General features: G+C 74.2%; 20 protein-coding genes. 5 read left to right on the top strand and 15 right to left on the bottom strand.

All coding sequences use genetic code 11. The annotated features are described in order from the left end of the window. From ligA to QE405_RS11860, 3 genes are read right to left on the bottom strand one after another with little or no spacing between them, the layout of a single operon-like run. On the bottom strand, positions 1-2,127 hold the full coding sequence (gene ligA / locus QE405_RS11850) for an NAD-dependent DNA ligase LigA (RefSeq protein ID WP_307200945.1): 2,127 nt from the start codon (positions 2,125-2,127) through the stop codon (positions 1-3). Positions 2,128-2,167: 40 nt separating this feature from the next. Beyond that, on the bottom strand, positions 2,168-2,923 hold the full coding sequence (locus QE405_RS11855; protein WP_307200947.1) for a class I SAM-dependent methyltransferase: 756 nt from the start codon (positions 2,921-2,923) through the stop codon (positions 2,168-2,170). Between the two features lie 9 nt (positions 2,924-2,932). After that, positions 2,933-4,333: a hypothetical protein gene (locus QE405_RS11860; protein WP_307200949.1), complete on the bottom strand. Its 1,401-nt coding sequence runs from the start codon at positions 4,331-4,333 to the stop codon at positions 2,933-2,935. A gap of 403 nt (positions 4,334-4,736) precedes the next feature. On the opposite strand from QE405_RS11860, the gene QE405_RS11865 reads away from it, so the two are divergent. The 4 genes from QE405_RS11865 to QE405_RS11880 are packed head-to-tail and all read left to right on the top strand — an operon-like array spanning position 4,737 to position 8,941. After that, positions 4,737-5,351: a TetR/AcrR family transcriptional regulator gene (locus QE405_RS11865; protein WP_307200951.1), complete on the top strand. Its 615-nt coding sequence runs from the start codon at positions 4,737-4,739 to the stop codon at positions 5,349-5,351. 47 nt (positions 5,352-5,398) lie between these two features. Next, complete coding sequence (locus tag QE405_RS11870; RefSeq protein WP_307200953.1) at positions 5,399-7,042, top strand: MFS transporter; 1,644 nt, start codon at positions 5,399-5,401, stop codon at positions 7,040-7,042. Between the two features lie 46 nt (positions 7,043-7,088). Continuing rightward, positions 7,089-7,760 (top strand): alpha/beta hydrolase, encoded by a 672-nt coding sequence (locus QE405_RS11875; RefSeq protein WP_307200955.1) that lies wholly within the window; start codon positions 7,089-7,091, stop codon positions 7,758-7,760. Next, on the top strand, positions 7,757-8,941 hold the full coding sequence (locus tag QE405_RS11880; protein ID WP_307200957.1) for a hypothetical protein: 1,185 nt from the start codon (positions 7,757-7,759) through the stop codon (positions 8,939-8,941). The genes QE405_RS11875 and QE405_RS11880 overlap by 4 nt, the downstream gene beginning before the upstream one ends. Before the next feature lie 28 nt (positions 8,942-8,969). Here the strand turns inward: QE405_RS11880 and QE405_RS11885 are convergent, their stop codons facing one another. The 5 genes from QE405_RS11885 to QE405_RS11905 are packed head-to-tail and all read right to left on the bottom strand — an operon-like array spanning position 8,970 to position 14,102. Beyond that, a complete protein-coding gene (locus tag QE405_RS11885) occupies positions 8,970-9,515 on the bottom strand; it encodes a type 1 glutamine amidotransferase domain-containing protein (RefSeq protein ID WP_307200959.1) in 546 nt (181 codons plus the stop codon). Between the two features lie 34 nt (positions 9,516-9,549). Further along, positions 9,550-10,572, bottom strand: coding sequence for a methionine synthase (locus QE405_RS11890; protein WP_307200961.1), 1,023 nt, complete (start codon positions 10,570-10,572; stop codon positions 9,550-9,552). After that, complete coding sequence (gene mnmA / locus QE405_RS11895) at positions 10,569-11,705, bottom strand: tRNA 2-thiouridine(34) synthase MnmA (protein WP_307200963.1); 1,137 nt, start codon at positions 11,703-11,705, stop codon at positions 10,569-10,571. The genes QE405_RS11890 and mnmA overlap by 4 nt, the downstream gene beginning before the upstream one ends. A 7-nt stretch (positions 11,706-11,712) precedes the next feature. Then, the gene (locus QE405_RS11900) at positions 11,713-12,879 is read right to left on the bottom strand and encodes a cysteine desulfurase family protein (RefSeq protein ID WP_307200965.1); all 1,167 of its coding nucleotides are present in this window, start codon (positions 12,877-12,879) and stop codon (positions 11,713-11,715) included. 47 nt (positions 12,880-12,926) lie between these two features. Then, positions 12,927-14,102 (bottom strand): benzoate/H(+) symporter BenE family transporter, encoded by a 1,176-nt coding sequence (locus tag QE405_RS11905; RefSeq protein ID WP_307200967.1) that lies wholly within the window; start codon positions 14,100-14,102, stop codon positions 12,927-12,929. Positions 14,103-14,161: 59 nt separating this feature from the next. Between QE405_RS11905 and QE405_RS11910 the strand changes: the two genes are divergently transcribed. Beyond that, positions 14,162-14,713, top strand: coding sequence for a helix-turn-helix domain-containing protein (locus tag QE405_RS11910; protein WP_307200969.1), 552 nt, complete (start codon positions 14,162-14,164; stop codon positions 14,711-14,713). Between the two features lie 13 nt (positions 14,714-14,726). Here the strand turns inward: QE405_RS11910 and proB are convergent, their stop codons facing one another. The 7 genes from proB to QE405_RS11945 all read right to left on the bottom strand — a co-directional run bounded on the left by proB (position 14,727) and on the right by QE405_RS11945 (position 24,335). Beyond that, positions 14,727-15,839 (bottom strand): glutamate 5-kinase, encoded by a 1,113-nt coding sequence (proB, locus tag QE405_RS11915; protein ID WP_307200972.1) that lies wholly within the window; start codon positions 15,837-15,839, stop codon positions 14,727-14,729. After that, the gene (gene obgE / locus QE405_RS11920; protein ID WP_307200974.1) at positions 15,836-17,395 is read right to left on the bottom strand and encodes a GTPase ObgE; all 1,560 of its coding nucleotides are present in this window, start codon (positions 17,393-17,395) and stop codon (positions 15,836-15,838) included. Before obgE ends, proB begins: the two co-directional genes overlap by 4 nt. A gap of 119 nt (positions 17,396-17,514) precedes the next feature. Next, entirely contained in the window at positions 17,515-17,769 is a 255-nt protein-coding gene (rpmA, locus tag QE405_RS11925) for a 50S ribosomal protein L27 (protein WP_163774770.1), read from the bottom strand. A gap of 45 nt (positions 17,770-17,814) precedes the next feature. Further along, positions 17,815-18,117, bottom strand: coding sequence for a 50S ribosomal protein L21 (rplU, locus tag QE405_RS11930; RefSeq protein ID WP_307205791.1), 303 nt, complete (start codon positions 18,115-18,117; stop codon positions 17,815-17,817). A gap of 240 nt (positions 18,118-18,357) precedes the next feature. Then, positions 18,358-19,434, bottom strand: a complete 1,077-nt coding sequence (gene metX, locus QE405_RS11935; protein WP_307200976.1) for a homoserine O-acetyltransferase MetX — start codon at positions 19,432-19,434, stop codon at positions 18,358-18,360. Then, positions 19,431-20,717, bottom strand: coding sequence for an O-acetylhomoserine aminocarboxypropyltransferase/cysteine synthase family protein (locus QE405_RS11940; protein WP_307200978.1), 1,287 nt, complete (start codon positions 20,715-20,717; stop codon positions 19,431-19,433). Before QE405_RS11940 ends, metX begins: the two co-directional genes overlap by 4 nt. Before the next feature lie 171 nt (positions 20,718-20,888). After that, on the bottom strand, positions 20,889-24,335 hold the full coding sequence (locus tag QE405_RS11945) for an Rne/Rng family ribonuclease (protein WP_307200980.1): 3,447 nt from the start codon (positions 24,333-24,335) through the stop codon (positions 20,889-20,891). Between the last annotated feature and the right edge of the window lie 157 nt (positions 24,336-24,492).

Here is a 24,492-nt window from a genome sequence, read left to right on the forward strand (position 1 = left end):
CTAGGCGCGGAACGGACCCGGGCCCTCGGCGAGGAGCTGCTTGAAGCCGTCCTCGTCGAGGATCGGCACCTTGAGCTGCTCGGCCTTCTCGGCCTTCGTGCCCGCGTTCTCGCCCACGACGACGAAGTCGGTCTTCTTCGACACCGAGCCCGCGGCCTTGCCGCCGTGGGAAAGGATCGCCTCCTTCGCGGAGTCGCGGCTGAAGTCGACGAGCGACCCCGTGACGACGACCGTGAGGCCCTCCAGCGTGCGGGGCGTCGACTCGTCGCGCTCGTCGGCCATGCGGACGCCGTCGGCGGCCCACGTGTCCACGATCGCGGCGTGCCAGTTGTCGGGGTCGTCGGCGTCGCCGAACCACTCGATGACGGCCTCGGCGATCGTCGGACCCACGCCCTCGGCCGCCGCCAGGTCCTCGAGGCTCGCGGCGCGGATGGCCTCCATGGAGCCGAACTCCGTGGCCAGGGCCCGGGCCGCCGTCGGCCCGACGTGGCGGATCGACAGCGCCACGAGCACGCGCCACAGCGGCACGTCCTTCGCCTTGTCGAGGTTGGCGAGGAGCTTCACGCCGTTGGCGGTGAGCTGACGCCCCTCCTCCCCCTTCTTCGGTGCGCGGGTGAAGAGCTCGGTGCGCAGCAGCAGCGCCTCGTCGATGCGGAAGACGTCGCCCTCGTTGGTGAACCCGTCCACGCCGAGGAGCGCGATCGCCGCCTCGTATCCCAGCCCCTCGATGTCGAACGCACCCCGGCCCGCGACGTGGAAGACGCGCTCGCGCACCTGGGCGGGGCACTTCTCGTGGTTGGGGCAGCGGAGGTCCTTGTCGCCCTCCTTCTGCTGGGCGAGCGGGGTGCCGCAGGCGGGGCACTTCGTCGGCATCACCCATTCCGGGAGGTCCGGCGGACGGAGGTCGAGGACCGGGCCGACGATCTCGGGGATCACGTCGCCCGCCTTGCGGAGGATGACGGTGTCTCCGGGACGCACGTCCTTGCGGCGCACCTCGTGCGCGTTGTGGAGGGTCGCCATCTCGACGGTCGACCCGGCCACGCGGGTCGGCTCCATGAGGCCGAACGGGGTGACCCGACCTGTGCGACCCGTGTTGACGAGGATGTCGAGAAGCTTGGCGTTGACCTCCTCCGGCGGGTACTTGAACGCGATCGCCCAGCGCGGCGCACGGCTGGTCGACCCGAGGCGGCGCTGCAGCGCCACGTCGTCCACCTTGACCACCACGCCGTCGATCTCGTGCTCGACGGAGTGCCGCTCCGCGCCGTACCTCTCGACGTACTTCTGCACACCCGCCAGGTCGGGCACCACCTCGACCCGGGGGGAGACGGGGAGACCCCAGGCGGCGAGCGCGGTGTAGGCCTGCGACTGCGTCACCGGCTCGAAGCCGCGGCGCGCGCCGATGCCGTGGCAGACCATGCCGAGCGCCCGGGTGGCGGTGACGCGGGGATCCTTCTGGCGCAGCGACCCCGCGGCGGCGTTGCGGGGGTTGGCGAACACCTGCTTGCCCGCCTCGGTCATCGCGACATTGAGGCGCTCGAAGGCGTCCACCGGCAGGAAGATCTCGCCCCGCACCTCGACGAGCTCCGGCACCGGGAACTCGTCCGTGTCCGTCAGGCGGTGCGGGATCGAGTCGATCGTCTTCACGTTGGGCGTGACGTCCTCGCCCGTGCGCCCGTCACCGCGGGTGAGGGCCCGCACCAGGCGACCGTCCTCGTAGAGCAGGTTGATGGCGAGGCCGTCGACCTTCAGCTCGCAGAGCAGCGCGGGCGACTCGACGCCGTCGCGACCCAGACGCGCGTGCCACGACGCCAGCTCGTCGAGCGTGAACGCGTTGTCGAGGCTCATCATGCGCTCGAGGTGGTCGACGGCCGTGAACTCCGTCGAGACCGCTCCGCCGACGCGCTGGGTGGGCGAGTCGGGCGTGCGCAGCTCGGGGTGTGCCTCCTCCAGCGACTCCAGCTCGCGCATGCGGGCGTCGAAGTCGGCGTCGGAGAGGGTCGGCTGGTCCAGCACGTAGTAACGCCAGCGGGCGTCCTCCACCTGCTCCGCCAGCTCACGGTGACGCTCCCGGGCGTCCTCCGACGCAGGCGTCACCGGCGCGGGCTCGGGGACCTCGGCATCGCTCATGGGGACCATCTTGCCGTGCGGGTGCGACAGGTCTGGGGGCTCAGGCCCCAGGTCGCGGCGCCGAGCGCGCGCGGACGAGCCACCCGCGCTCGGGGGCCCGGGGCAGGTCCCCGAGGTCGAGGTCCACGAAGCCTGCGGCGACGAGCGTGGCGCACAGCTCGTCCTCGTCGCGGAACCGCAGGGTGCTCGTCGACTCGATGCGCTCCCCGTCTGCGCGGAAGACGGTCGGCGACTCGAACGTGACCAGCGCCCCGTCCACCGAGGTGACCTCCACCCAGTCCTCCACGGCGCCATCCTCCGCGGTGTCGACGACCTGGTGCGACCTCTCCTTCGTCCATCGCTCCCAGGCCCGATCTGCGGGCTTGCGCGTCTCGAAGGCCAGGAGCCCGCCGGGGCGCAGGCAGCGGTGGACCGCCCGCAACGTGGTCAGCCAGTCCACGTCCTCGACGAACACCTGGGCGACGTTCGCGGTCATCGTGGCGAGATCGAACCAGGCGCGGTACGACGCGTCGACAGCCACGTCCGGCACCGTGCCCACGATCCAGGTGACTGCGTCCCCACCCGGCTTGCCGCGGGCCACCGCGACGGAGGCTGCAGCCGGATCGACACCGACGACGGCGATGCCGTCGGCCGCGACGCGGCAGGCGAACGTGCCCGTGCCGCACCCGACATCGAGCACTCTCCGCGCCCCGTCGTCCCGGACGAGGTCGACATAGGCGTCCAGGTCCGAGCGGTCACCTTCGAGAGCGTCGTAGACCCGCGCCAGTCGGGGATGGTCGAAGATCGGGTCCGGCATGCCGCAACGCTACCCACGACCGCGTCGGTCGGCGAGGGCGATGAAGAGGCGGGCCTCGTTCTCGGAGCAGGGGTGGGTGCCGGTTGGGTCGGTGGTGAAGCCGAGACCGTTCGGGGTGAGCCAGACGTAGTGGCCGGGCGCTCTCTGTCTTGCTTGGTAGCCGGCGTGGGTCTTCCAGCGGTGGTGGCGGCGGACGAGGGGGCCGGAGTTGTGGGTGCCGGTCTGTTGGTTGTCGGTGCTGGGGTCGTAGGGGGTGGGGTGGTCGTAGTCGATGTTGCGGCTGGTGGAGGTGGCGTAGGGCCAGTAGTCACCGCCGGTGGTGAGGTGGACGCGTTCCTTGATGGCTTCGGGGTGTTCGTAGGCGGTGGTGCGGACCGCGCCGGCCAGGTCGATGACCGGTTTGACGGTGACCTGGGTGGTGGCGAGGAGCTGGCGGAGGGCGCCGAGGGTGCGGGGGCCGAGTTCTTCGACGCGGGCGACGCCCTTCGTGCTGAGGAGGGTGGTTTCGTGGAGGTGGACGTAGAGGACCGCCTTGGGGCGGAGCTTGGTCAGGTCGGTGGTGCGGAGCTTGTCGAGCACGGCGGCGGGGAGCGCGGTCGCGCGTGAGGGAGCGAGGGGTTCGTCGTCGGTGACGGGACCGGCCTGCGCGGGAACAGCGGTCTCGGCGGTCTCGTGCTCGACGAGGAGGGCGAGGAGCTCGGCGGGCCGGGCGAGGTAGCCCAGCGCGATCGCGCGGACCTCGTCCGCGGTCGCATCCGGGTGACCGGGGGTGAGGATCTCCGCGACGCGGGTGACGGTGGCCTGCACCCACGCCGCATCCCCGGCGTCGAGACGCGCGATCAAGGTGCGGAGTCCGTACTCGTCGGTGCGTCCCAGGCCGACGTAGCGGCGGCGCTTCTCCTCCTCCACCCGCTCCTCGTGCAGGGCGGGGTCGGCCTCGATCACCTTGCCCTCGGCCACGGTCAGCACGCGGCCGGGTGCCTCGGTGGCGATCATCCGCGCCACCGCAGAGTCGACGATCCCGACCACCGCACGCGGCAGATGCCGGGACATCCGGGCGACCTTCCGCGCGACGTACACCTCCGCGGTCCCCTGCCGCACCACCGCCCACGTCAACGGCAGGCGGTGCTGCAGGTCCAGCACGTCCGCGAGGGCGTTGATCGTGGCCACCACGCCCGCACCCCGCGCCAGGGCGATCTCCCCGAGGGCGTGGTCCTGCACCCGCGGCGTACCCTCCCCACCCACGTCCACCAACGGATTCATCCGGCGCCCGGGATCGGTCGGCTCACCCGAGTGCACCGCAGCCCACGCCGCGATCACCTCCAGGTCGGCCACCTCCGCCAGGCGGCGGGCGCGCACCGCCTCAGCCGCTGCATCCAGCAGCTCACGAGGCGAAAGGTGGTCGAACATGTGTGCGATTCTACGTCCGTCCACCGACCCCCGCGACCGCGAATCCACAGGCCAACAACTGGCCATTCGACGCGCCCGCCGCGGCGTACATGACAACTCGACGCGCACGCCGCGCCGTACAACCCAACTCGACGCGCACGCCGCGCCGTCCAACCCAACTCGACGCCCCCGCCGCGCCGTACATGACAACTCGACGCCCCCGCCGCGCCGTACAACCCAACTCGACGCGCCCGCCGCGCCGTCCGACCCAACTCGACGCCCCCGCCGCGCCGTACATGACAACTCGGCGCATCCCGAGCGTGGCCCACACCACCGATGAAACGACTTGGTTTCATAGCACAAGGGGTCTACAGTCCTCGACGGAACGAAACCGTTCCGTTTCATCCACCACCTCGAGGAACCCATGAGCCTGCGCCGTCCCGCCTGCCGCCCCCGTGTCGAGGGGGACCGCGAGCAGGAGATCCGGGACGCCACGGCGGAGGTGCTCGCGGAGGTGGGCTACGACCGTCTCACCATGGACGCCGTCGCGAAGGCCGCCCAGGCCTCCAAGGCGACGCTCTACCGCCGGTGGGAGACCAAGGCCAGCCTGGTGCTCGACACGCTCTGCACCCTCAAGGCCGGTCCTGAGACGCCCATCGACACCGGATCGCTGCGCGGCGACCTCATCGCCGCCTTCGGCGCCCCGACGGGCTTCGTCAACGACAAGGCGCTGACGATCTTCTCGAGCGTCCTCACCGCCATCGCCACGGACGAGGAGCTGGCCGCGGGCTTCCGCGAGCGGTTCCTCGGCCCGAAGCTCGTCATCAGCCACGAGATCTATGCCCGCGCGAAGGAGCGCGGCGAGATCCGGGCCGACCTCGACCTCGACCTCCTCGAGCCCGCCCTCCCGGGCATCGTCATGCACCGGGCCCTCGTGCTCGGCGAGCCCCCCACGCGGGAGCTCGTCGTGCGCGTGATCGACGAGATCATCCTGCCGGCCGCCACCCGCCGGGCGGACGACCCCGTCCGCACGCCCTGACCGGCCCCCCCGCCACGCCCTTCCGTCCGTCCCACCCAAGGATCACCATGACCGACCTGTCCCCGGCCTCCCCTGCCCCCGCGCAGGGCGAGGACGCCGCCCCGCCGGCCACCCGCCACCTCGGCTGGGCGCTGGTGCTCATCTCCGTCGCCCAGCTGATGGTCGTGCTCGACGCGACCATCGCCAACATCGCGCTGCCCTACATCGGCGCCGACCTCGACATCGCGGAGGCCAACCTGTCGTGGATCGTCACGGGCTACGCCCTGGCGTTCGGCGGTCTCCTCCTGCTCGGTGGCCGCCTCGGTGACCTCCTCGGTCGCCGCCGGGTCCTCATGGCCGGCCTCGTCATCTTCGCGGTCGCCTCGCTGCTCGGTGGTCTCGCCACCAACGAGGGCCTGCTCCTCGGCGCCCGTGGCCTCCAGGGCCTCGGGGCGGCGCTCGCCTCCCCGGCCGCGCTCGCGCTCATCACGACGACGTTCCCGGCCGGTCCGGCCCGCAACCGGGCGTTCGCGATCTACGCCGCCATGTCCGGCATCGGAGCCGCCTTCGGCCTGATCCTCGGCGGGTGGCTCACCGGCCACAGCTCGTTCTTCGGCGTGGACGTCGAGGGCTGGCGCATGACCTTCCTCATCAACGTGCCGATCGGCATCGTCGCCGCACTGCTGGCGCCGCGTTTCCTCCCCGAGTCGGCCCGCCACGCCGGTCGCCTCGACGTCCCCGGCGCCGCCACGGGCACGCTCGGCCTGCTCGGGATCGTCTTCGGCCTCACCCGCGCCAGCGAGGAGGCCCACGGCTGGGGCGACACCGGCACCATCGCGTCCCTCGTCGCCGGCGTCGTGCTGCTCGCGGCGTTCATCGTCATCGAGACCCGCGTCTCGGACCCGCTCATGCCGATCCGCATCTTCGCCAACCGCACCCGCGCCGCGAGCTTCGTCGCGATGATGATGGTGCCGGCCGCGATGTTCGCGATGTTCTTCTTCCTCAGCCTCTACGTGCAGAACCTCGGCGGCTGGGAGCCCCCCCTGGAGACCGGCTTCGCGTTCCTCCCGTTCTCCATCGGCATCATCGTCGGCGCGACGCTGTCGTCCAACCTGGTCAACCGCATCGACCCCCGCTTCATCGCCGGCACCGGCACGGTCCTGGCCGCCATCGCCCTCTTCGGCTTCTCCCGGCTGCCCTCCGACCTCGCCGCCGGCGACGTCGTCTCCTCCCTCGCGTCGGGCGGCTCCGCGGTCGACATCGACTACGTGTCGAGCATGCTGCCCTACCTGCTGCTGATGTCGTTCGGCATGGGCCTCACGTTCGTGCCGCTCACCCTGACCGCGGTGCACCACGTGCGCGCCGAGGACTCCGGCATCGGCTCGGGCGTGCTCAACACGATGCAGCAGGTCGGTGGCGCGCTCGGTCTCGCGGCCCTCGCCACGGTGGCCAGCCACGTCGCCACCAACAGCGCCGAGACGTTCGGCCCGCAGGCCGGACAGGCGGTCGCCGGCGCCGGCGTGCCCGCGGAGCAGGGCGCGTCCCTCGCCCAGGGCGCGACGCAGCTGGCGGCGTTCGCCGACGGCAGCACGACCGCGTTCCTCGTCGGCACCGGTCTCGTCCTCATCGGTTCCGTCGTCGTCTGGCTGTTCGTCGACGTCAAGCACGAGGAGCTCGCGACGGACGCCCCCGAGGGCGTCCACGTCGGCTGAGGTCGGCCGACCCATCCGAGGGCGTGGCCGGGTACGAAGGGACAGCGTGGACACCGCACGCGACCTCGCACCCGACCACGCCCTCACCCGCGTCGACGTCCCGGACGACCGCGAGACCCGCGGGGTGGTCCTGATGCTGCACGGCGGCAAGGAGCACTCGGACCGTGCCGTCGACGGTCGCAGCGCGTCCTGGCGACGTGCCGCGGCGATGCAGCGCACCATCGCGCCGACCCTCGCCGAGGCCGGTTACGCGACCTGGCTGCTCCGCTACCGGCTCCGGGGCTGGAACGGTGGGGCCCCGGTGGTCGACGCCGAGGCCGCCCTGCGCCGTACCGACGCCGAGCTCCCCGGACTGCCCGTGGTGCTGCTCGGGCACTCGATGGGTGCGCGCACGGCGGTGCACGTCGCCGACCACCCCACCGTGGCGGGCGTCGTCGCCCTCGCCCCCTGGTTCCCGCCCGGGGAGAGCGTCGCCGCCCTGCCCGGCCGTGCGCTCCGCGTCATGCACGGCGCCCGCGACCGGATCACCTCGGCGCGGGCGTCGCAGGCGTACGTCGAGCGTGCGGCCGCCGTCGGCGCCGACGCCACCTTCGTGAGCGCGGGGCTCGCAGGGCACTACATGTTCACCCACGTCACGCGCTGGAACACGTTCGCGCGGGAGCGCTCGCTGGAGCTCCTGGCGGCGGCACACCGGGGGCTGTCAGACTCGGAGAGGTGACCAGGAAGAGCACGAGAACCCTCCGCCCCGACGTCGACCTCGCGCGTCCGATAGCGACGTACGCCGACCGCCTGCACCGCGCCCTCGGCGGCACCCACCACGTGGTCTCGCCCCTCGGCGTCTGGCTCGTGCTGGCCCTCGCGGGCACCGCCGCGACCCGTGCGGAGACGCAGGCGCGGATCGCCGACGTGCTGGGCCTCGATCCCCGCGACGCCGCCGGGGCCACCCGCGCGCTCGTGGACGCCGCCCCCGCGGAGCTGCGGCTCGCCGTCGGCGCCTGGGTCGCCGACGCCGCGCGCGACGGGGCCGACCCCGCGGCGTACGACGTGTGGTCCCGCAGCCTGCCCCGCTCCGCGGGCACCGGTCCGATTCCCCCGCAGGCCGAGCTGGACGCCTGGGCGGACGAGCACACCGGCGGCATGATCCCGCGGTTCCCCGCCGAGGTGCCGCCGACGACCAGCGTGCTCCTGGCGAGCGCGGTGATGACCCGCATCTCCTGGGCCGAGCCGTTCACCGCGGTCCCCGCGGCCGAGCTCGGCGGCGCCTGGGCCGGCACGGTCGCGCGCGTGCTGCGCAGCCCCGAGGAGCACCCCGTCGGGGCGGTGGACGTCGACGGCGAGCGCTACGCGGTGCACCGTGCCGCGAGCAGCGGCGACATGACCGTGCTCAGCGTCGTCGCCGAGCGCGAGGACGCCGTGCCCGCCGACGTGGTCGCCGCGGCGCACACGGTGGCGCTCGGCGGTGGTACGGACGTGCCGCTCGCCGAGCTCCCCCTCGGGGACGGCCCCGTGTGGAGCGTCGTCGAGGAGGACGGGTTCGGCGGCGACAGCACCGACGCGCTGCTGCCCGCCTGGGCGACCGACACGGAGGTGAACCTCCAGCAGGTGCCGTCCGGGGTCGACGCCGCGTTCGCGGCGCTGGCCGACCTCCTGCCGACGGCGCCCACCGACCGCACCGGTGCCGTCCAGAAGTGCGTCGCCCGCTACTCCCGCGAGGGCTTCGAGGCCGCTGCCGTCACCGCCCTGATGCGGGCGGCGGGCGGGATGTCGGCCCGGGGCCGCGTGCGCCACGGGACCGCCCGCTTCGCGCGCCCGTACGCCGTCGTGGCGACCGTGCGGACGACAGCGGGCCCCCTCCCCGCCTTCTCCGGCTGGATCACCGAGCCGGTCGAGGCGGACTGAGGGAGCCCGCGGGGTCCTGCGTGGGCCCTCAGGCCAGCTGCGCCGTGATCGCCCCGACGAACGCGGGGAGGTCGTCGGGATTGCGGCTGGTCACGAGGGTGCCGTCGACGACGACCTCCTCGTCGACCCACTCGCCGCCGGCGTTGCGCACGTCGTCGGCGAGCGACGGGAAGCTCGTGAGGCGCCGGCCCTGGGTGAGGCCGGCCGAGACCAGCAGCCACGGACCGTGGCAGATGACCGCGACGACCTTCTCCGCCGCGAGGGCGTCGGTCACGATCCTCTGCGCGGTCTCGTCCGTGCGGAGGTGGTCGGCGTTGACGGTGCCACCGGGCACCACGATCGCGTCGTAGCCCGCGACGTCGACGCCGGACAGGTCACCGTCGACCTCGACCTTCGACGTCTTCTCCGTGTCGCCCTCCATCGCCTGGATGGACTCGCCGGTCGTCGAGAAGACGTGCACCTCGGCGCCCTTCGCGCGCAGCTCGTCGCGCGGCGTCGTGAGCTCGACCTCCTCGAAGTAGTCCCCTGCCACGATCGCGATGCGTCGTCCGGTCAGCTCTCCCTGGGTGCTCATCCCTCGAGGTTAGGCAGAGACCCGAAGGGGCGGCTCAGGCCTCGTCGACCCGCCGCGCGGCGTCGTGCAGCGCCTGCAGCACCCGGGGCGCGACCGCGGCGGGCACGCCCGCGAGCCCGCACGCGGGGACGAGACCGAACCGCTCGCCCGGGACGAGCCCGAGGGTGTCGAGCCAGCGCGAGGCGCGCTCGGCGAGCTGCTTCTCCGCCGGGGCCACGGTCGGTGCCGGGTGGGTCGGCACGACGCCGAGCCCGACCGCGACCCCGGCCTCGCGGGCCTCGGCCAGCTGGTCGAGGTCGCCCGCGCCCAGCAGGGCGGCGTCGGCCAGCAGCCCCTGCGCCCCGGCGGTCCGCAGCAGCGCCCACGGCACGTCCGCGGCACACGCGTGCACCCACGGCTCCGCACCGGCGGCGGCCGCCGCGGACAGGACCCAGCCGAGGACCTCGGCGAGCTCGGGTCGGTCGACGGACCGGTGCTGGCCCCAGCCCGAGGCCGTCGGCACCCGGGCCTGCTGCACGGCCACGAGTGCCGGCTCGTCGACCTGGACGACCACCCGGGTGCACCCGGGCACCCGGCGGCGCAGCTCGGCCACGTGCTCCGTCACGCCCTCCGCCAGCGCCTGCGCCAGGTCGCGGCGGGCGCCGTGGTCGGCCAGCACCTTGTCCCCGCGGGGACGCTCGGTCGTGGCGGCCAGCGTCCACGGTCCCGCGACCTGCACCTTGAACGGACCGGCGTAGCCCTGCACCCGCTCCTCGAGCGCGTCCAGATCCTGCAGGAGGAGGCTGCGCGCGCGGCGCTGATCGACCCCGGGCGACCCGGAGGTGCCGGTCAGCCGCCAGCCGGCCGGCTGGAGGTCCACGTCGAGGCCGGTCTGCAGGGCGAGGGCCCGTCCGGTCATCGCCGCCCCGGCGCCCCGGCCGGGCACCTCGGGCACGTACGGCAGACCGGGCCCGGCGTCGCCGTCCCCGCCGAGCACGTCGAGCACCTGGCGCAGCGCCTCGTCGTACGCCGCCTGGTCGGCCCCCGGGTGGGAGCCGGTACCGGTTGCGAAGGTCATGCCGCCCGCCTCGTCGTCGCGATCGTCGCGGAGCCGACGACGCGGGTGCCGTCGTAGAACACCGCTGCCTGGCCGGGGGCGATGCCCTCGGCCGGCTCGAGCAGCTCCACCTCGACGGAACCCTCGGCCGAGGGGTCGCGCACGGTCAGCACCGCCGCGTGCTCGGCGCCGTGCGCGCGCAGCTGCACCGTGCAGGTCAGCGGCACGTCGCGCGCCGGCGCGGCGTCGCACCACCGGGGGCGGATGCCGCTCAGCCCGTCGATGCGCAGCCCCTCCCGCGGGCCCACCCGCACGGTGCCGCTCACCGGCTCGATGTCGAGCACGAAGCGCGGCTTGCCGTCGGGGGCCGGGCGGCCGATGCGCAGCCCGCGGCGCTGGCCGATCGTGTAGCCGTAGGTGCCCGTGTGCTGCCCCAGCACCTCGCCCGTCGCGTCGTCGACGATGTCGCCGCCCCACTCCCCCGACGGCTGCGGCGAGCGGTCGCCGATCTTCTCGGCGAGCCAGCCCGCGTTGTCGCCGTCGGCGACGAAGCAGATGTCGTGGCTGTCGGGCTTGTCGGCGACGAGCAGCCCCCGGGCGGCGGCCTCGCGCCGCACCTCCGGCTTCGGGGTGCCGGCCAGCGGGAACAGCGCGTGCCGGAGCTGGTCCTGGTCGAGCACGCCGAGCACGTAGGACTGGTCCTTCGCGGCGTCCGCCGCCCGGTGCAGCTCGACGAGACCGGCGCTGGCTCCGGAGCCGGGGCGCAGGTCGGCGTAGTGGCCCGTCGCGACCGCGTCGAAGCCCAGCGCGCGGGCGCGGTCGAGCACGGCGGCGAACTTGATCCGCTCGTTGCAGCGCAGGCAGGGGTTGGGGGTGCGGCCCGCGGCGTACTCGTCCATGAAGTCCTCGACGACGTCCTCGTGGAACTCCGCCGACAGGTCCCAGACGTAGAACGGGATGCCGATGACGTCCGCCGCCCGACGGGCGTCGTTGCTGTCCTCGATGGTGCAGCAGCCGCGGGCGCCGGAGCGGTACGACGCGGGGTTGCGCGACAGCGCCAGGTGCACGCCGGTCACGTCGTGGCCGGCCTCCTTCGCGCGTGCCGCCGCGACCGCCGAGTCGACGCCCCCGGACATGGCGGCGACGACCCTCATCGGGACCTCACCGGCGCACCCGCCGCGCGGCTCCCGCCCGCTCGACCGCGGGCCCGATCGCCGCGAGGAAGGCGTCGACGTCGGCCTCGGTGCTGCTGTGGCCCAGCGAGACGCGCAGCGCCTCCCGGGCCTCCTGCTCGTCGATCCCCATCGCGAGCAGCACGTGGCTGGGCTGGGGCACGCCCGCGGAGCACGCGGACCCCGTCGAGACCTCGACGCCCTGCGCGTCGAGCAGCATGAGCAGGGAGTCGCCCTCGCACCCGCCGAAGCCGAGGTTGGCGATGCCCGGGAGCCGGTCGGCGCCGCCGCCGTGGACGACCACCCCCGGCACGAGGTCGCGCACGCCCTCGACGAGGCGGTCGCGGAGGGCCTCGAGCCGCAGCGCCGCCGCGGCCTGCTCCTTCACCGCGATCTCGTACGCCGCGGCGAGACCCGCGATGGCCGGGACGCCCACCGTGCCGCTGCGCAGGTCGCGCTCCTGCCCGCCCCCGTGGAGGAGCGGCGCGACCTGGATGCCGCGCCGCACCAGCAGCACACCGACGCCGTGGGGGCCGCCGACCTTGTGGGCGGTCGCGGTCAGCAGGTCCACCCCGGACTCCGCGAACGACACGGGGACGGCGCCGACGGCCTGCACCGCGTCGGTGTGGAACGGGACGCCGTGGGCGCGGCACAGGGCCGCGAGCCGCTCGACCGGCTGCAGCACGCCCGTCTCGTTGTTGGCCCACATGACCGAGACGACGGCGACGTCGTCACCGGCCAGTGCCGCCTCGAGCGCGTCCGGCAGGACCCGTCCCTCGGCGTCGACCGGCAGCAGCTCGACCCGGGCGTCCTCCCGCTGCTCGAGCCACGCGGCCGCGTGGAGCACGGCGTGGTGCTCGACGGCGGAGACGAGCACCCGCCGGCGGGCGGGGTCCCCGGCGCGGCGCGCACGGTAGGCGCCCTTGATCGCCAGGTTGTCCGACTCCGTGCCGCCGGAGGTGAAGACCACCTCGCTGGGCCGGCAGCCGAGCGACTCGGCCACGCTCTCCCGCGACTCCTCCAGCACCCGGCGGGCGTCGCGGCCCGCGCCGTGCAGCGACGCCGGGTTGCCCGTCGCGCCCAGGTGCGCGAGCAGCGCGTCGCGGGCCTGGGGGCGCAGCGGGCTGGTCGCGGCGTGGTCGAGGTAGGCGGGCATGGCGCGGACAAGCGTACGCCGCGATGCCGCCACCACCGGCCTCCCGGTCAGGCACGGACCGGGCGCTCGACGGCGACGCGCACCACGAGCCCGGCGAGCAGCGCCCAGAACGCCGCACCGATGCCGGCGAAGCCCAGTCCGCCGGCGGCCACGACGAAGGCGACCACCGCGCTCGTGCGGGTCCCCGGGTCCGCGAGCGCCGAGGCCACCGCGGCACCGAACGCGCCGAGCAGCGCCAGTCCCGCGACGGTCTCCACCAGGCCGCCGGGGGCCGCCGCGGTCACGCTCGCGAGCGCCCCGGAGGACAGGGCGAGCACCACGTAGGTCACGCCCGCGCTCACCGCCGCGATCCAGCGACGGTCCCGGTCGGGACCGGCCTCGTCCCCCGCTGCCAGGGCGGCCGAGATCGCCGCCAGGTTGAGGGCGTGCGAGCCGAACGGGGCCGCGACGACCGTCCCCACGCCGGTCACCGTCATCGTGGAGCGCCAGGGCGCGTCGTACCCGAAGGAGCGGAGCACCGCGACGCCCGGCACGTTCTGGGAGGCCATCGTCACGACGTAGAGCGGGAGCGCGATGCCGACGAGCGCGGCGGGCGTGAACGCGGGCGTCGTCCACGCCAGGGCCGGCGCCAGGGAGCCGGTGACCGCGGTGCCGGTGCGCGTCAGGTGGACGGCGATGACGACCAGGGCGGCGACGAGGGCCGCCGGGACCGCCCAGCGCGGCGCCCACCGCACGACGAGGAGCCACACCAGCACGACGGGCAGGGCGAGCGCCGGGACGTCCGCCACCGCCTCGACGGGCGCCAGCACGAGCGGGAGCAGCACCCCGGCGAGCATCGCCTGCGCCACGCCCGTGGGGATCCGGGCGACGAGCCGGCCGAGCCACCCGACGTACCCCGTCGCCACGAACAGCAGCCCCGTCACCAGGAAGGCACCGACGGCCGCGGGCCAGCCCCCGTCGACCACGCCCGTGCCGACCAGCAGGGCCGCGCCCGGGGTCGACCAGGCGAGCGTGAGGGGGATGCGGTGCCACAGCGCCAGCCCGATGATGCCGGCCGCGAAGGCCAGTGTGACGGCGAGCAGCCCGGAGGCCGCCTCGCGCTCCGTCGCACCCACGGCCCGCAGCCCCGCCAGCAGCACGGCGAACGACGAGGTGAACCCGACGACGGCCGTCACGACGCCGGCGAGGACGGGGGCGGTCAGGGAGCGGTCGACGCTGGGCACGCGCGCACGGTACGCCTCGTTCCGTATACGGAACAACCCGGTTCCGTCATGATGTCCCGGTGGACGAGACCCGCGACCCCACCGCCGCCGCCGTCGGCGCCCGGGTGCGCGCGCTGCGGTCCGACCGCGGTCTCACCCTCAGCGCGCTCGCCCGTGCGGCGGGGATCGGCAAGGCCTCGCTCTCCGAGCTCGAGCAGGGGCGGCGGAACCCGACGCTCGCGACGCTGTACGCCGTGGCCGGACCCCTCGGCGTACCGCTCGTGGCGCTCCTCGGCGACGCGCCCGGCGCGGTCGTGGCGGACGCCGGCGACCCCGGCGACCCCGGGCTCGTCGCCCGCCTGCTCCACGTCGACCGGGATCCCGGGACGACGACGGAGGTCTACTGGATCGAGCTGCCGCCCGGCGGACGGCGCGCGTCCATCCCCCACGCCGGCGGCGCCGTCGAGCACGTGCTCGTCGTCCGCGGGTCCCTCGTCGTCACCGTCGACGGCGTCCCGACCACGCTCGGCCCGGGCGAGGCGCACGCCTGGCGGGCCGACGTCCCGCACGGGTACGCCGCGGGACCCGACGGCGCCGCGGGCGTCGACACCATCAGGACCGGCCGGAGCTGAGGGTCCCGCTCCGTCAGAGCAGGACCAGGTCGTCCCGGTGGACGACCTCCCGCTCGTACTCCGCGCCCAGGGCGGCGGCGAGCTCGGCGCTGGAGCGGCCCGCGAGCCGCGGGATCTCCTCGGCGTCGAAGTTGACCAGCCCGCGGGCGACCGCGACGCCGTCGGGCCCGACGAGGTCGACCGGGTCGCCCGCGTGGAAGGTGCCCTCGGAGCCGGTCACGCCGGCGGCGAGCAGCGAGGCGCGCCGGCCGAGCACGGCCCGCACCGCCCCCGCGTCGAGCAGCAGCGCGCCCTTGCCCTCGGTGGCGTGGCGCAGCCACAGCAGCCGCGTCGGGCGGCGGCGACCGGTGGCGTGGAAGAGCGTGCCGATCGGGTCGCCGGCGAGGGCCGCGGCCGCGTTGGGCGCCGACGTCAGCACGACGGGGATCCCGGCGCCCGTCGCGATCCGCGCCGCCTCGACCTTCGTCACCATCCCGCCCGTGCCCACCCCGGCGGAGCCGACCGACCCGATCTCGACCTCCGCGAGGTCCGCGTCGGAGCGCACGTCGGTGAGCAGCGAGGTGCCCGGCAGGGCGGGGTTGCCGTCGTAGAGCCCGTCCACGTCGGACAGCAGCACGAGCAGGTCCGCGTGCACGAGGTGCGCCACGAGCGCCGCCAGCCGGTCGTTGTCACCGAAGCGGATCTCCTGGGTGGCGACGGTGTCGTTCTCGTTGACGATCGGCAGCACCCCGAGCTCGAGGAGCTTGGCGAAGGTCTGGTGGGCGTTGCGGTAGTGCGAGCGCCGGACCACGTCGTCCACGGTGAGGAGCACCTGGCCCGTGGTGACGCCGTACGCCGCGAGCGCCGCCGTGTACTGCGCCACCAGCAGGCCCTGGCCCACCGACGCGGCGGCCTGCTGCGCGGCGAGGCCCTTCGGGCGGCGCTTGAGACCGAGCGGGGCGAGACCGGCGGCGATCGCGCCGGAGGAGACCAGCACGACCTCGACGCCGCGGGCTCGCACGGCGGCCAGCGCCGTCACCAGCGCCTGGAGACGCTCGGGCGCGATGCCGCCCTCCGCCGTCGTGAGCGAGGAGGAACCGACCTTGACGACGACGCGACGCGCCGCCGTCACCTCGGGCCGGCTCACCGCTCCTCGCTGCGGGACGGGTCGTCCTCGCTCCACCCCAGGTCCTCGGGCACGGGCTCGGCGTCCGGGTCGTCGGCTCCGCCGATCTCGTAGGACACCGGGCCGTCGACACGGCGGGCCACGTCGGCACGGGCCTCGCCCTCGGCGCGGTCCTCGAAGCCCTCGTCGATCGCGCGGCGACGCGCGGCCGCCGGCCGCTCCTCGGTGAAGCGCTGGTCCTCGCCGCGGCGCCCGAGCATCTCGGCGCCCGCGTCGATGCCCGGCTTGAAGTCGAAGACCACCGCGTTGTCGGGGTGGCCGATGAGCACCGTGTCGCCCTCGACCGCGCCCAGCTTGACCAGCTTCTCCTCGATGCCGAGCCGGTTGAGGCGGTCGGCGAGGAAGCCCACGGCCTCGTCGTTGCTGAAGTCGGTCTGCCGCACCCAGCGCTCGGGCTTCGTGCCGCGCACGCGCCAGCCCTCGCCCGTCTCCGTGACGGTGAACTCGTCGCCGCCGTCGGCACCGCCCGGGCGCAGCACGATCCGCGTGGCCTCGACGACGGGACGCGCCGCACGCGCGTCCTGCACGATCCGGGCCATCGCGAAGGTCAGCTCGCGCACGCCCGCGCCCGACGCCGCCGAGACGAGGTGGACGTCGAGCCCCCGGGCCACGAGGTCCTCCACCACCATGTCGGCGATGTCGGAGCCGTCGGGCACGTCGACCTTGTTGAGCGCGACCAGCCGGGGCCGGTCCTCGAGCCCGCCGTAGCGCGCCAGCTCGTTCTCGATCACGTCGAGGTCGTCCACCGGGTTGCGGCCCGGCTCGATGCTGGCCGTGTCGATGACGTGCACCAGCGCGGCGCACCGCTCGATGTGGCGGAGGAAGTCGTGGCCGAGACCGCGTCCCTCGCTGGCGCCCTCGATGAGGCCCGGCACGTCGGCCACGGTGAACACGGTGTCCCCCGCGGTGACGACGCCGAGGTTGGGCACGAGGGTCGTGAACGGGTAGTCGGCGATCTTCGGCCGCGCCCGCGACATGGCGGCGATGAGCGAGGACTTGCCGGCGCTCGGGAAGCCGACGAGACCGATGTCGGCCACGACCTTCAGCTCGAGGCTGATCGTCAGCTCGTCACCGGGCTCGCCGAGCAGCGCGAAGCCCGGGGCCTTGCGCTTCGCCGAGGCGAGGGCCGCGTTGCCGAGGCCGCCCCGGCCGCCCTGGGCGATGACCATCTCGGTGCCGGCGCCGACCATGTCGGCGAGCAGCTCGCCGTCCTCGCCGCGCACGACGGTGCCGTCCGGCACCGGGAGCACCAGGTCGCCGCCGTGGGCGCCGTTGCGGTGCGCGCCGGCGCCGTGACCGCCGTGCTCGGCGCGGCGCTTCGGGCTGTGGTGGTAGTCGAGCAGCGTCGTCACGCCGGGGTCGACGCGCAGGATGACCGAGCCGCCCGGACCGCCGTTGCCGCCGTCGGGGCCGCCGAGGGGCTTGAACTTCTCGCGGTGCACCGAGGCGACGCCGTTGCCGCCCCGGCCCGCCGCCACGTGGAGGGTGACGCGGTCGACGAAGGTGGGGACGGCCATGGGTGCTCCTCGATGAGCCGCCGCAGACGGCGGCGGACGGGTGGTGCCAGAAAAGAGGAAGGGCGCCCCGTGACCGGGACGCCCTTCACTCGGATGCTGCGGGGTGGGTGAGCGTCAGCTCACTCGCCCGGGACGATGTTCACGACACGACGGCCGCGGCGCGTGCCGAACTCGACCTTGCCCGCCGCGAGGGCGAACAGCGTGTCGTCGCCACCACGGCCGACGTCGTTGCCCGGGTGGAAGTGCGTGCCGCGCTGGCGGACGATGATCTCGCCGGCGTTGACGAGCTGGCCGCCGTAGCGCTTGACGCCCAGACGCTGCGCGTTGGAGTCGCGACCGTTCTTGGTGGACGCGGCGCCCTTCTTGTGTGCCATGAGTTCAGTCCTTCGGTGGAGGAGAGCGGTGGGGGCTCGGGTCGCTCAGAGCGAGATGCCGGTGACCTTGACCTGGGTGTACTTCTGACGGTGACCCTGGCGCTTCTTGTAGCCGGTCTTGTTCTTGTACTTCTGGATGATGATCTTCGGGCCCTTGGTGGCACCGACGACCTCGGCCGTCACGGAGGCCTTGTCCAGACCGGTCGACGACACGGTCTCGCCGTCGACGACCAGCACCACCGGCAGGGTCAGCGACTCGCCGACCGCGACCTCGGTCTTGTCGATCTCGATGACGTCGCCGACGGCAACCTTCTGCTGCTTGGCGCCTGCGCGCACGATCGCGTACACCGCGGTCTCCTTCGTCATTGCTTCTTCACGCTTCTGTCTGCTGGTGCACCGCACAGCGCGACCTCCGGAGGACCCGGGAGCCGTACGCCTAGGGCGGCGCCACGCAGAGAACGGTGCGCAGCGAGCACACCGAGGGTCGATACTACGGAAGCCACGCCGCTTCGGCAAAACGGTGCGGCCGGGCCTCCGGTGACGCAGGTGCCATCCTCCCCCACGCCGGCGCCGACGGCCAATCCGGGGTCACGACCGCAGGTGCTCCGCCACCAGCGCGTGGTAGCCCGGCGGCTCGAGCAGGAACGAGTCGTGGCCCCAGGGCGAGGCGAGCTCGTGGTGCGCGACGTCCAGCCCCGCCGCGGCCAGCTCGTCGACGACGAACCGCGAGTGCGACGTGCCGAACCGCCAGTCCGAGTCGAAGCTGATGGCCAGGACCCGCGGGTCGCCCGACGCGACGGCCTTCGCGAACGCCGGGTCGGCGAACGGGTCGAACCGGTCGAGCAGCCGCGTCAGCACGAGGTAGGAGTTCGCGTCGAAGCGCCGCACGAACGCGTCCCCCTGGTGCTGGAGGTAGCCCTCGATCCCGGCGCGCCCGTACTTCTCCTCCAGCCCCTGCGCCGAGACGTACGTGATGTGGGCCATCATCCGCGCCACCTTCAGCCCCCGGGCGGGCACGACGCCGTGCTCGGCGTACCGCCCGCCGTGGAAGTCCGGGTCGGCGGTGATGGCCTCCCGCGCGACGGAGGAGAACCCGATGTTCTCGGCCGTCAGCCGCGCCGTGGCGGCGACGAGGACGGCCCGCTGCAGCCGCTCCGGCTCCTCGGCCAGCCACTGGAGCACCTGCATGCCACCGAGGGAGCCACCGACCCCCGCGTGGACCGCACCGATCCCCAGGTGGTCGAGGAGCCGGCGGTGCACGGCGACGAGGTCCGCGACGTGCAGCTCGGGGAAGTCCGGGCCGTGGGCCCGGCCGGTCGCGGGATCGACGGACGACGGCCCGGTCGTGCCGCGGCACCCGCCGAGGATGTTGGGGCACACGACGAAGAACCGGTCGGTGTCGATCGCGCGGCCCGGTCCGATGAGGTTGTCCCACCACCCCCGGCGGGCCGGGTCGCCGTGGTGGCCGGCCGCGTGGGCGTCGCCGGTGAGGGCGTGCGCGACGAGCACGACGTTGTCGCGGGCGGCGGCGAGCTCGCCGTACGTCTCGTAGGCCACCTCGACGTGCCGCAGCACGCCGCCGCCGGTCAGCCGGAGCGGGTGCTCCGGCGTCGCGACGACGGCGTGCCGCGTGGCGACGAGGCCGAGGCCCGGTCCTCGGCTCACTTCACCTGGGCGAGCGCCTGGTCGAGGTCGGCGATGAGGTCCTCCACGTTCTCGATGCCGATCGAGAGCCGCACGAGGTCCTCCGGCACGCCCGCCGCCTCGAGCTCCTCGGGGGTGAGCTGGCTGTGGGTGGTGGTCGCGTTGTGGATCGCCAGCGACTTCGCGTCACCGATGTTGGCGAGGTGGCTGAACAGCTCGAGCGCCTCGACGAAGCGCTTGCCGCCGTCACGCCCCGACTTCACGCCGAAGCTGACGAGACCGCCGTACCCCTTGCCCGTGAAGATCCGGTCCGCGACCTCCTTCGAGGGGTCGCCCTCGAGGCCCGGGTAGCTGACCCAGGCCACCGCCTCGTGGTCCTGCAGGTGCCGCGCCACCGCGAGGGCGTTGGCGCTGTGGCGCTCGAGGCGCAGGTGCAGCGTCTCCAGGCCCTGGAGGAACAGCCACGAGTTGAGGGGGGCGACCGCCGCGCCCGTGTTCCGCAGCAGCACCGTGCGCGCCCGGATGATGTAGGCCAGGTTGCCGACGGCCTCGGTCCAGACGACACCGTGGTACGCCGCGTCCGGCTGCGTGAGGCCGGGGAATCGCTCGGCGTGCGCCGCCCAGTCGAAGGTGCCGGCGTCGACGATGACCCCGCCGACGGAGGTGCCGTGGCCGCCGATGTACTTCGTCGCCGAGTGCACCGAGACGTCCGCGCCGTGGTCGAAGACCCGCGCGAGGTACGGCGTCGGGGTGGTGTTGTCCACGACGAGCGGCAGGCCGTGGTCGTGCGCGGCGTCGGCCCAGGCGCGCACGTCGACGACGTTGAGGCGCGGGTTGCCGATCGTCTCGGCGAAGACGAGCTTGGTCCTCGCGTCGACGTGCTGGGCCAGCTCCTCCGGCTTGTCGGCGTCCACGAAGCGCACCTCGATGCCGAACTGCGGGAGCGTGTGGGCGAAGAGCGCGTAGGTGCCGCCGTACAGGGTCGAGAGCGCCACGATGTTGTCGCCCGCGTAGGTCAGGTTGAGCACCGCGTAGGTGATCGCCGCCGAGCCCGAGGCCACGGCGAGCGCGCCGACGCCGCCCTCGAGCTGGGTGATCCGGTCCTCGAACACCGACTGCGTCGGGTTCATGATCCGCGTGTAGATGTTGCCGGGGACCGACAGGTTGAACAGGTTCGCGGCGTGCTCGGTGTCGTCGAAGACGTAGGACGTCGTCTGGTAGATCGGCACCGCCCGCGCGTTGGTCGCGGGGTCCGGCTCCTCCTGCCCGGCGTGGACGGCGAGGGTCTCGGGACGGTAGGTCATGGCTGCACCTTTCGGGAGGGCCGCTGCTCTGCGGCGTCCGGCAATGTGCACCAAGTTAATGACGTTTGTCAGCCCGTCTCCGGGGTGCCCACCCAGCGAAACGGCCTTGACGCAGTCGTGGCCCCAGCGCAGCGTTTTCCGCTGCGCTGGGGCCTTGACTCGGGGAGGGGGTCAGTCCTCGGTGGTCGTCGGGGGTGCGACCGGCTGCCGGGTGCGCGTGACCACGGTGACGGCCGGAGCCGACGGCGCGGACACCGGTGCCGCGGCCTCCTCCGCGGGATCGACGGTCAGCACGACCGCCTCCCGCGTCGTCACCACGGTCGCCCGACGCGTCGTGCGCTGGACCGAGCGCACCACGGGCTGCTCGGGCTCGGGCTGCTCGGGCTGCTCCGCCTCGGGCGCGGACAGCTCGACCGGCTCCACCGCCGCGGCGGTCTCCTCGGCGGGCTCGTCGACCACGGGCTCGTCGACCACGGGCTCGTCGACCACGGGCGCGGCGTGGCCGGAGGCCGCGGCGATGCGCGCGACCGCGGCGATCTCGGCCGGGTTCGGCTTCGCCACCGGGGCCGGCGTCGGGGCCGGGGAGGCGTCACCGTCGCCGCGGCCGCGTCCACGGCGACGACCCGAGCGGCGCTCGCCGTCGCCCTGGTCACCGCCGCCGTTGCCACCGCCGTTGCCACGACCGCCACCGTTGCCGCCACCATTGCCGCCGCCGTTGCCGCCGCCGTTCCCGCCGCCCTTGGGCTCGATCGGGTGGTCGTGCAGCACGATGCCGCGGCCCTGGCAGTGGGTGCAGTTCTCGCTGAAGGCCTCGACGAGGCCCGTGCCGATCCGCTTGCGGGTCATCTGCACGAGGCCGAGCGAGGTCACCTCGGCGACCTGGTGGCGGGTGCGGTCGCGCCCCAGGCACTCGACGAGGCGGCGCAGCACGAGGTCGCGGTTGCTCTCGAGCACCATGTCGATGAAGTCGATGACGATGATGCCGCCGATGTCGCGGAGGCGGAGCTGGCGCACCATCTCCTCGGCTGCCTCGAGGTTGTTCTTGGTGACGGTCTCCTCGAGGTTGCCGCCGGAGCCGGTGAACTTGCCGGTGTTGACGTCGACGACCGTCATCGCCTCGGTGCGGTCGATGACGAGCGAGCCGCCGGAGGGCAGCCAGACCTTGCGGTCGAGACCCTTCGCGATCTGCTCGTCGATGCGGTAGCGCTCGAAGACGTCCTTGCTGATGTTGGCCGTCGGGTCGGGCACGTGGCGCTCGAGCCGCTCGGCCAGGTCGGGGGCGACCTGGTCGACGTAGGTCGACACGGTCTGCCAGGCGTCCTCGCCCTCGATGACGAGCTTGGCGAAGTCCTCCGTGAAGAGGTCCCGGACCACCTTGAGGGTGAGGTCGGGCTCGCCGTAGAGCAGCTGCGGGGCGCCGCCCTTGCCGGACGCCTTCGCCTCGATCTCCTCCCAGCGCGCCTTGAGCCGCTCGACGTCGCGGGTCAGCTCCTCCTCCGTGGCGCCCTCGGCGGCCGTGCGCACGATGACCCCGGCGCTCGGCGGGACGATCTCCTTGAGCAGCGCCTTGAGCCGGGCGCGCTCGGTGTCGGGCAGCTTGCGCGAGATGCCGCTCGTGGTGCCGTCCGGCACGTAGACGAGGAACCGGCCCGCGAGGCTGACCTGGCTGGTGAGCCGGGCGCCCTTGTGGCCGACCGGGTCCTTCGTGACCTGCACGAGGACGGTCTGGCCCGACGAGAGGACCGACTCGATCTTGCGCGGCTGGCCGTCCTTGTGGCCGAGGCTCGACCAGTTGACCTCACCGGCGTACAGCACCGCGTTGCGGCCCTTGCCGATGTCGATGAACGCCGCCTCCATCGAGGGGAGCACGTTCTGCACCCGGCCGACGTAGACGTTGCCGATGAGCGACGTCTGCGACTCGCGGGCCACGTAGTGCTCGACGAGCACCTTGTCCTCGAGCACGGCGATCTGGGTCAGGTCCTCCTTCTGGCGGACGACCATGACCCGCTCGACGGACTCCCGGCGGGCGAGGAACTCGGCCTCGCTCGCGATCGGGGCGCGACGGCGACCGGCCTCGCGGCCCTCGCGGCGGCGCTGCTTCTTCGCCTCGAGGCGCGTGGAGCCCGAGACCGCGGTGATCTCGTCCTCGATCGACCGGCCCTGGCGCACCTTCGTGACGGTGTTGTCCGGGTCGTCGTTCGTCCCGCTGGACGCGTCGCCCGAGCGGCGACGGCGGCGACGGCGACGCGACGACGAGCCGCCGCCCTCCTCGCCCTCGGCGTCGGCGTCGGTGGCGTCAGTCGCGTCCTCGGCGTCGTCGCCGGACTCGTCGCCCTTGTCGGACGCGTCGTCCTGCTTGGGGCCCCGACCCCGGCCGCGGCCGCCGCGGTTGGGGCGACGCTCGCCGCCCTCCCCCTGCGCGTCGGTCGCGTCGTCCGAGGCGTCGTCGGTGGAGGTCTCGGCGTCCTCGCCGGCCGACGACTCGGCGTCGTCGTCGCTGTCGCCGTTTCCGCCGTTGCCGCCCCGGCGACGGCGCCGGCCGCCCCGACGGCGGCGACGACGACCGGCGCCCGACGACTCGGAGTCGTCGTCGCCGTCGGTCTCGCTGTCGGTGTCGGTGTCGGTGTCGCTCTCGCTGTCGGTGTCGGTGTCGTCGCTGTCCGCGGTGTCCTCGGCGGTCTCCGGAGCCTCGGCCTCCGGGGCCTCGACGACGTCGGCGGCGACCTCGGTCCCCTCCTCCTCGTCGCCCGGGGTCTCCTCGGTCGGCTCCTCCGCCTCGACGGCGGGTGCCGGCGCGGCGGCCTTGCGGGTGCGGCGACGGGGAGCGGGGGTCGGCTCGGGCGCCTGGAACAGCGGTACGGCGACCGCGCCGCCCGCCGGGGTCTCGGGCTCGCTCGGCAGGTCGACGGGAGCGTCGGCGGCGACCGTCGCGGCCTCGGCCGGCGGGGCCGTCTTCGTGGCCGCAGCCTTCTTCGCGGTGGTCTTCTTCGCCGCGGACCGCTTGGCCGCGGCCTTCTTCGCGGGCGCAGCGACGGGCTCGGCGGCGGTCTCGACGACGGGCTCCACGACGGGCTCCACGGCGGGCTCGGCCGGAGCAGCCGGCGCGGTCTTCTTCGCCGCGCGCTTGCGGGTGGTCTTCTTGGCGGGCGCCGGGGCCTCGTCGGCGACGGGCTCGGCAGCGGCCTCCGGGGCCGGTTCGACGACAGTCTCGACGGCGGGCTCGGCCGGAGCAGCCGGGGTGGTCTTCTTCGCCGCGCGCTTGCGGGTGGTCTTCTTCGCCGGCGCCGGCGCCGGCGCCGGGGCCGCGGCCTCGTCGGCGACCGGGTCGCCCTGCGTGCCGATCGGCTCGGCAGCAGGCTCGGCGGCGGGCGCGGCGGGGGCGGTCTTCTTCGCCGCGCGCTTGCGGGTGGTCTTCTTCGCCGGCGCCGGCGCCGGGGCCGCGGCCTCGTCGGCGACCGGGTCGCCCTGCGTGCCGGCGGGCTCGGCGGCGGGCTCGGCGGCGGGCTCGGCGGCCGCCGTCTTCTTCGCCGCGGTCTTGCGCGGGGCCCGCTTGCGGGGCGCCGGGGCCTCGGCGGCCGTGGTCTCGCTGGGCTGGTCGGTCGGGTTCTCGTCGAGCACGGTGCTCCTGTCGGCCCCACGGCGAGCGCAGGGCGAGTCGGTACGCCGCAGCCGGGGTCTCCCCCTGCGCGGGCGCAAAGCCTGTCGTCGCACCGCCGGTGGCGGTGCGCGGCGGGCGGTCGTCGTGCTGCCGCGGTCGCTGACGCGGGGCCGCTGT

It is taken from the genome of Nocardioides zeae (assembly GCF_030818655.1).
GTDB lineage: Bacteria > Actinomycetota > Actinomycetes > Propionibacteriales > Nocardioidaceae > Nocardioides > Nocardioides zeae_A.

Excerpts from the sequence above, each read along its gene's own strand:
- ligA (WP_307200945.1), bottom strand. The coding sequence starts at position 2,127 with ATGAGCGATGCCGAGGTCCCCGAGCCCGCGCCGGTGACGCCTGCGTCG.
- QE405_RS11855 (WP_307200947.1), bottom strand. The coding sequence starts at position 2,923 with ATGCCGGACCCGATCTTCGACCATCCCCGACTGGCGCGGGTCTACGAC.
- QE405_RS11860 (WP_307200949.1), bottom strand. The coding sequence starts at position 4,333 with ATGTTCGACCACCTTTCGCCTCGTGAGCTGCTGGATGCAGCGGCTGAG.
- QE405_RS11865 (WP_307200951.1), top strand. The coding sequence starts at position 4,737 with ATGAGCCTGCGCCGTCCCGCCTGCCGCCCCCGTGTCGAGGGGGACCGC.
- QE405_RS11870 (WP_307200953.1), top strand. The coding sequence starts at position 5,399 with ATGACCGACCTGTCCCCGGCCTCCCCTGCCCCCGCGCAGGGCGAGGAC.
- QE405_RS11885 (WP_307200959.1), bottom strand. The coding sequence starts at position 9,515 with ATGAGCACCCAGGGAGAGCTGACCGGACGACGCATCGCGATCGTGGCA.
- QE405_RS11890 (WP_307200961.1), bottom strand. The coding sequence starts at position 10,572 with ATGACCTTCGCAACCGGTACCGGCTCCCACCCGGGGGCCGACCAGGCG.
- mnmA (WP_307200963.1), bottom strand. The coding sequence starts at position 11,705 with ATGAGGGTCGTCGCCGCCATGTCCGGGGGCGTCGACTCGGCGGTCGCG.
- QE405_RS11900 (WP_307200965.1), bottom strand. The coding sequence starts at position 12,879 with ATGCCCGCCTACCTCGACCACGCCGCGACCAGCCCGCTGCGCCCCCAG.
- obgE (WP_307200974.1), bottom strand. The coding sequence starts at position 17,395 with ATGGCCGTCCCCACCTTCGTCGACCGCGTCACCCTCCACGTGGCGGCG.
- rpmA (WP_163774770.1), bottom strand. The coding sequence starts at position 17,769 with ATGGCACACAAGAAGGGCGCCGCGTCCACCAAGAACGGTCGCGACTCC.
- QE405_RS11940 (WP_307200978.1), bottom strand. The coding sequence starts at position 20,717 with ATGACCTACCGTCCCGAGACCCTCGCCGTCCACGCCGGGCAGGAGGAG.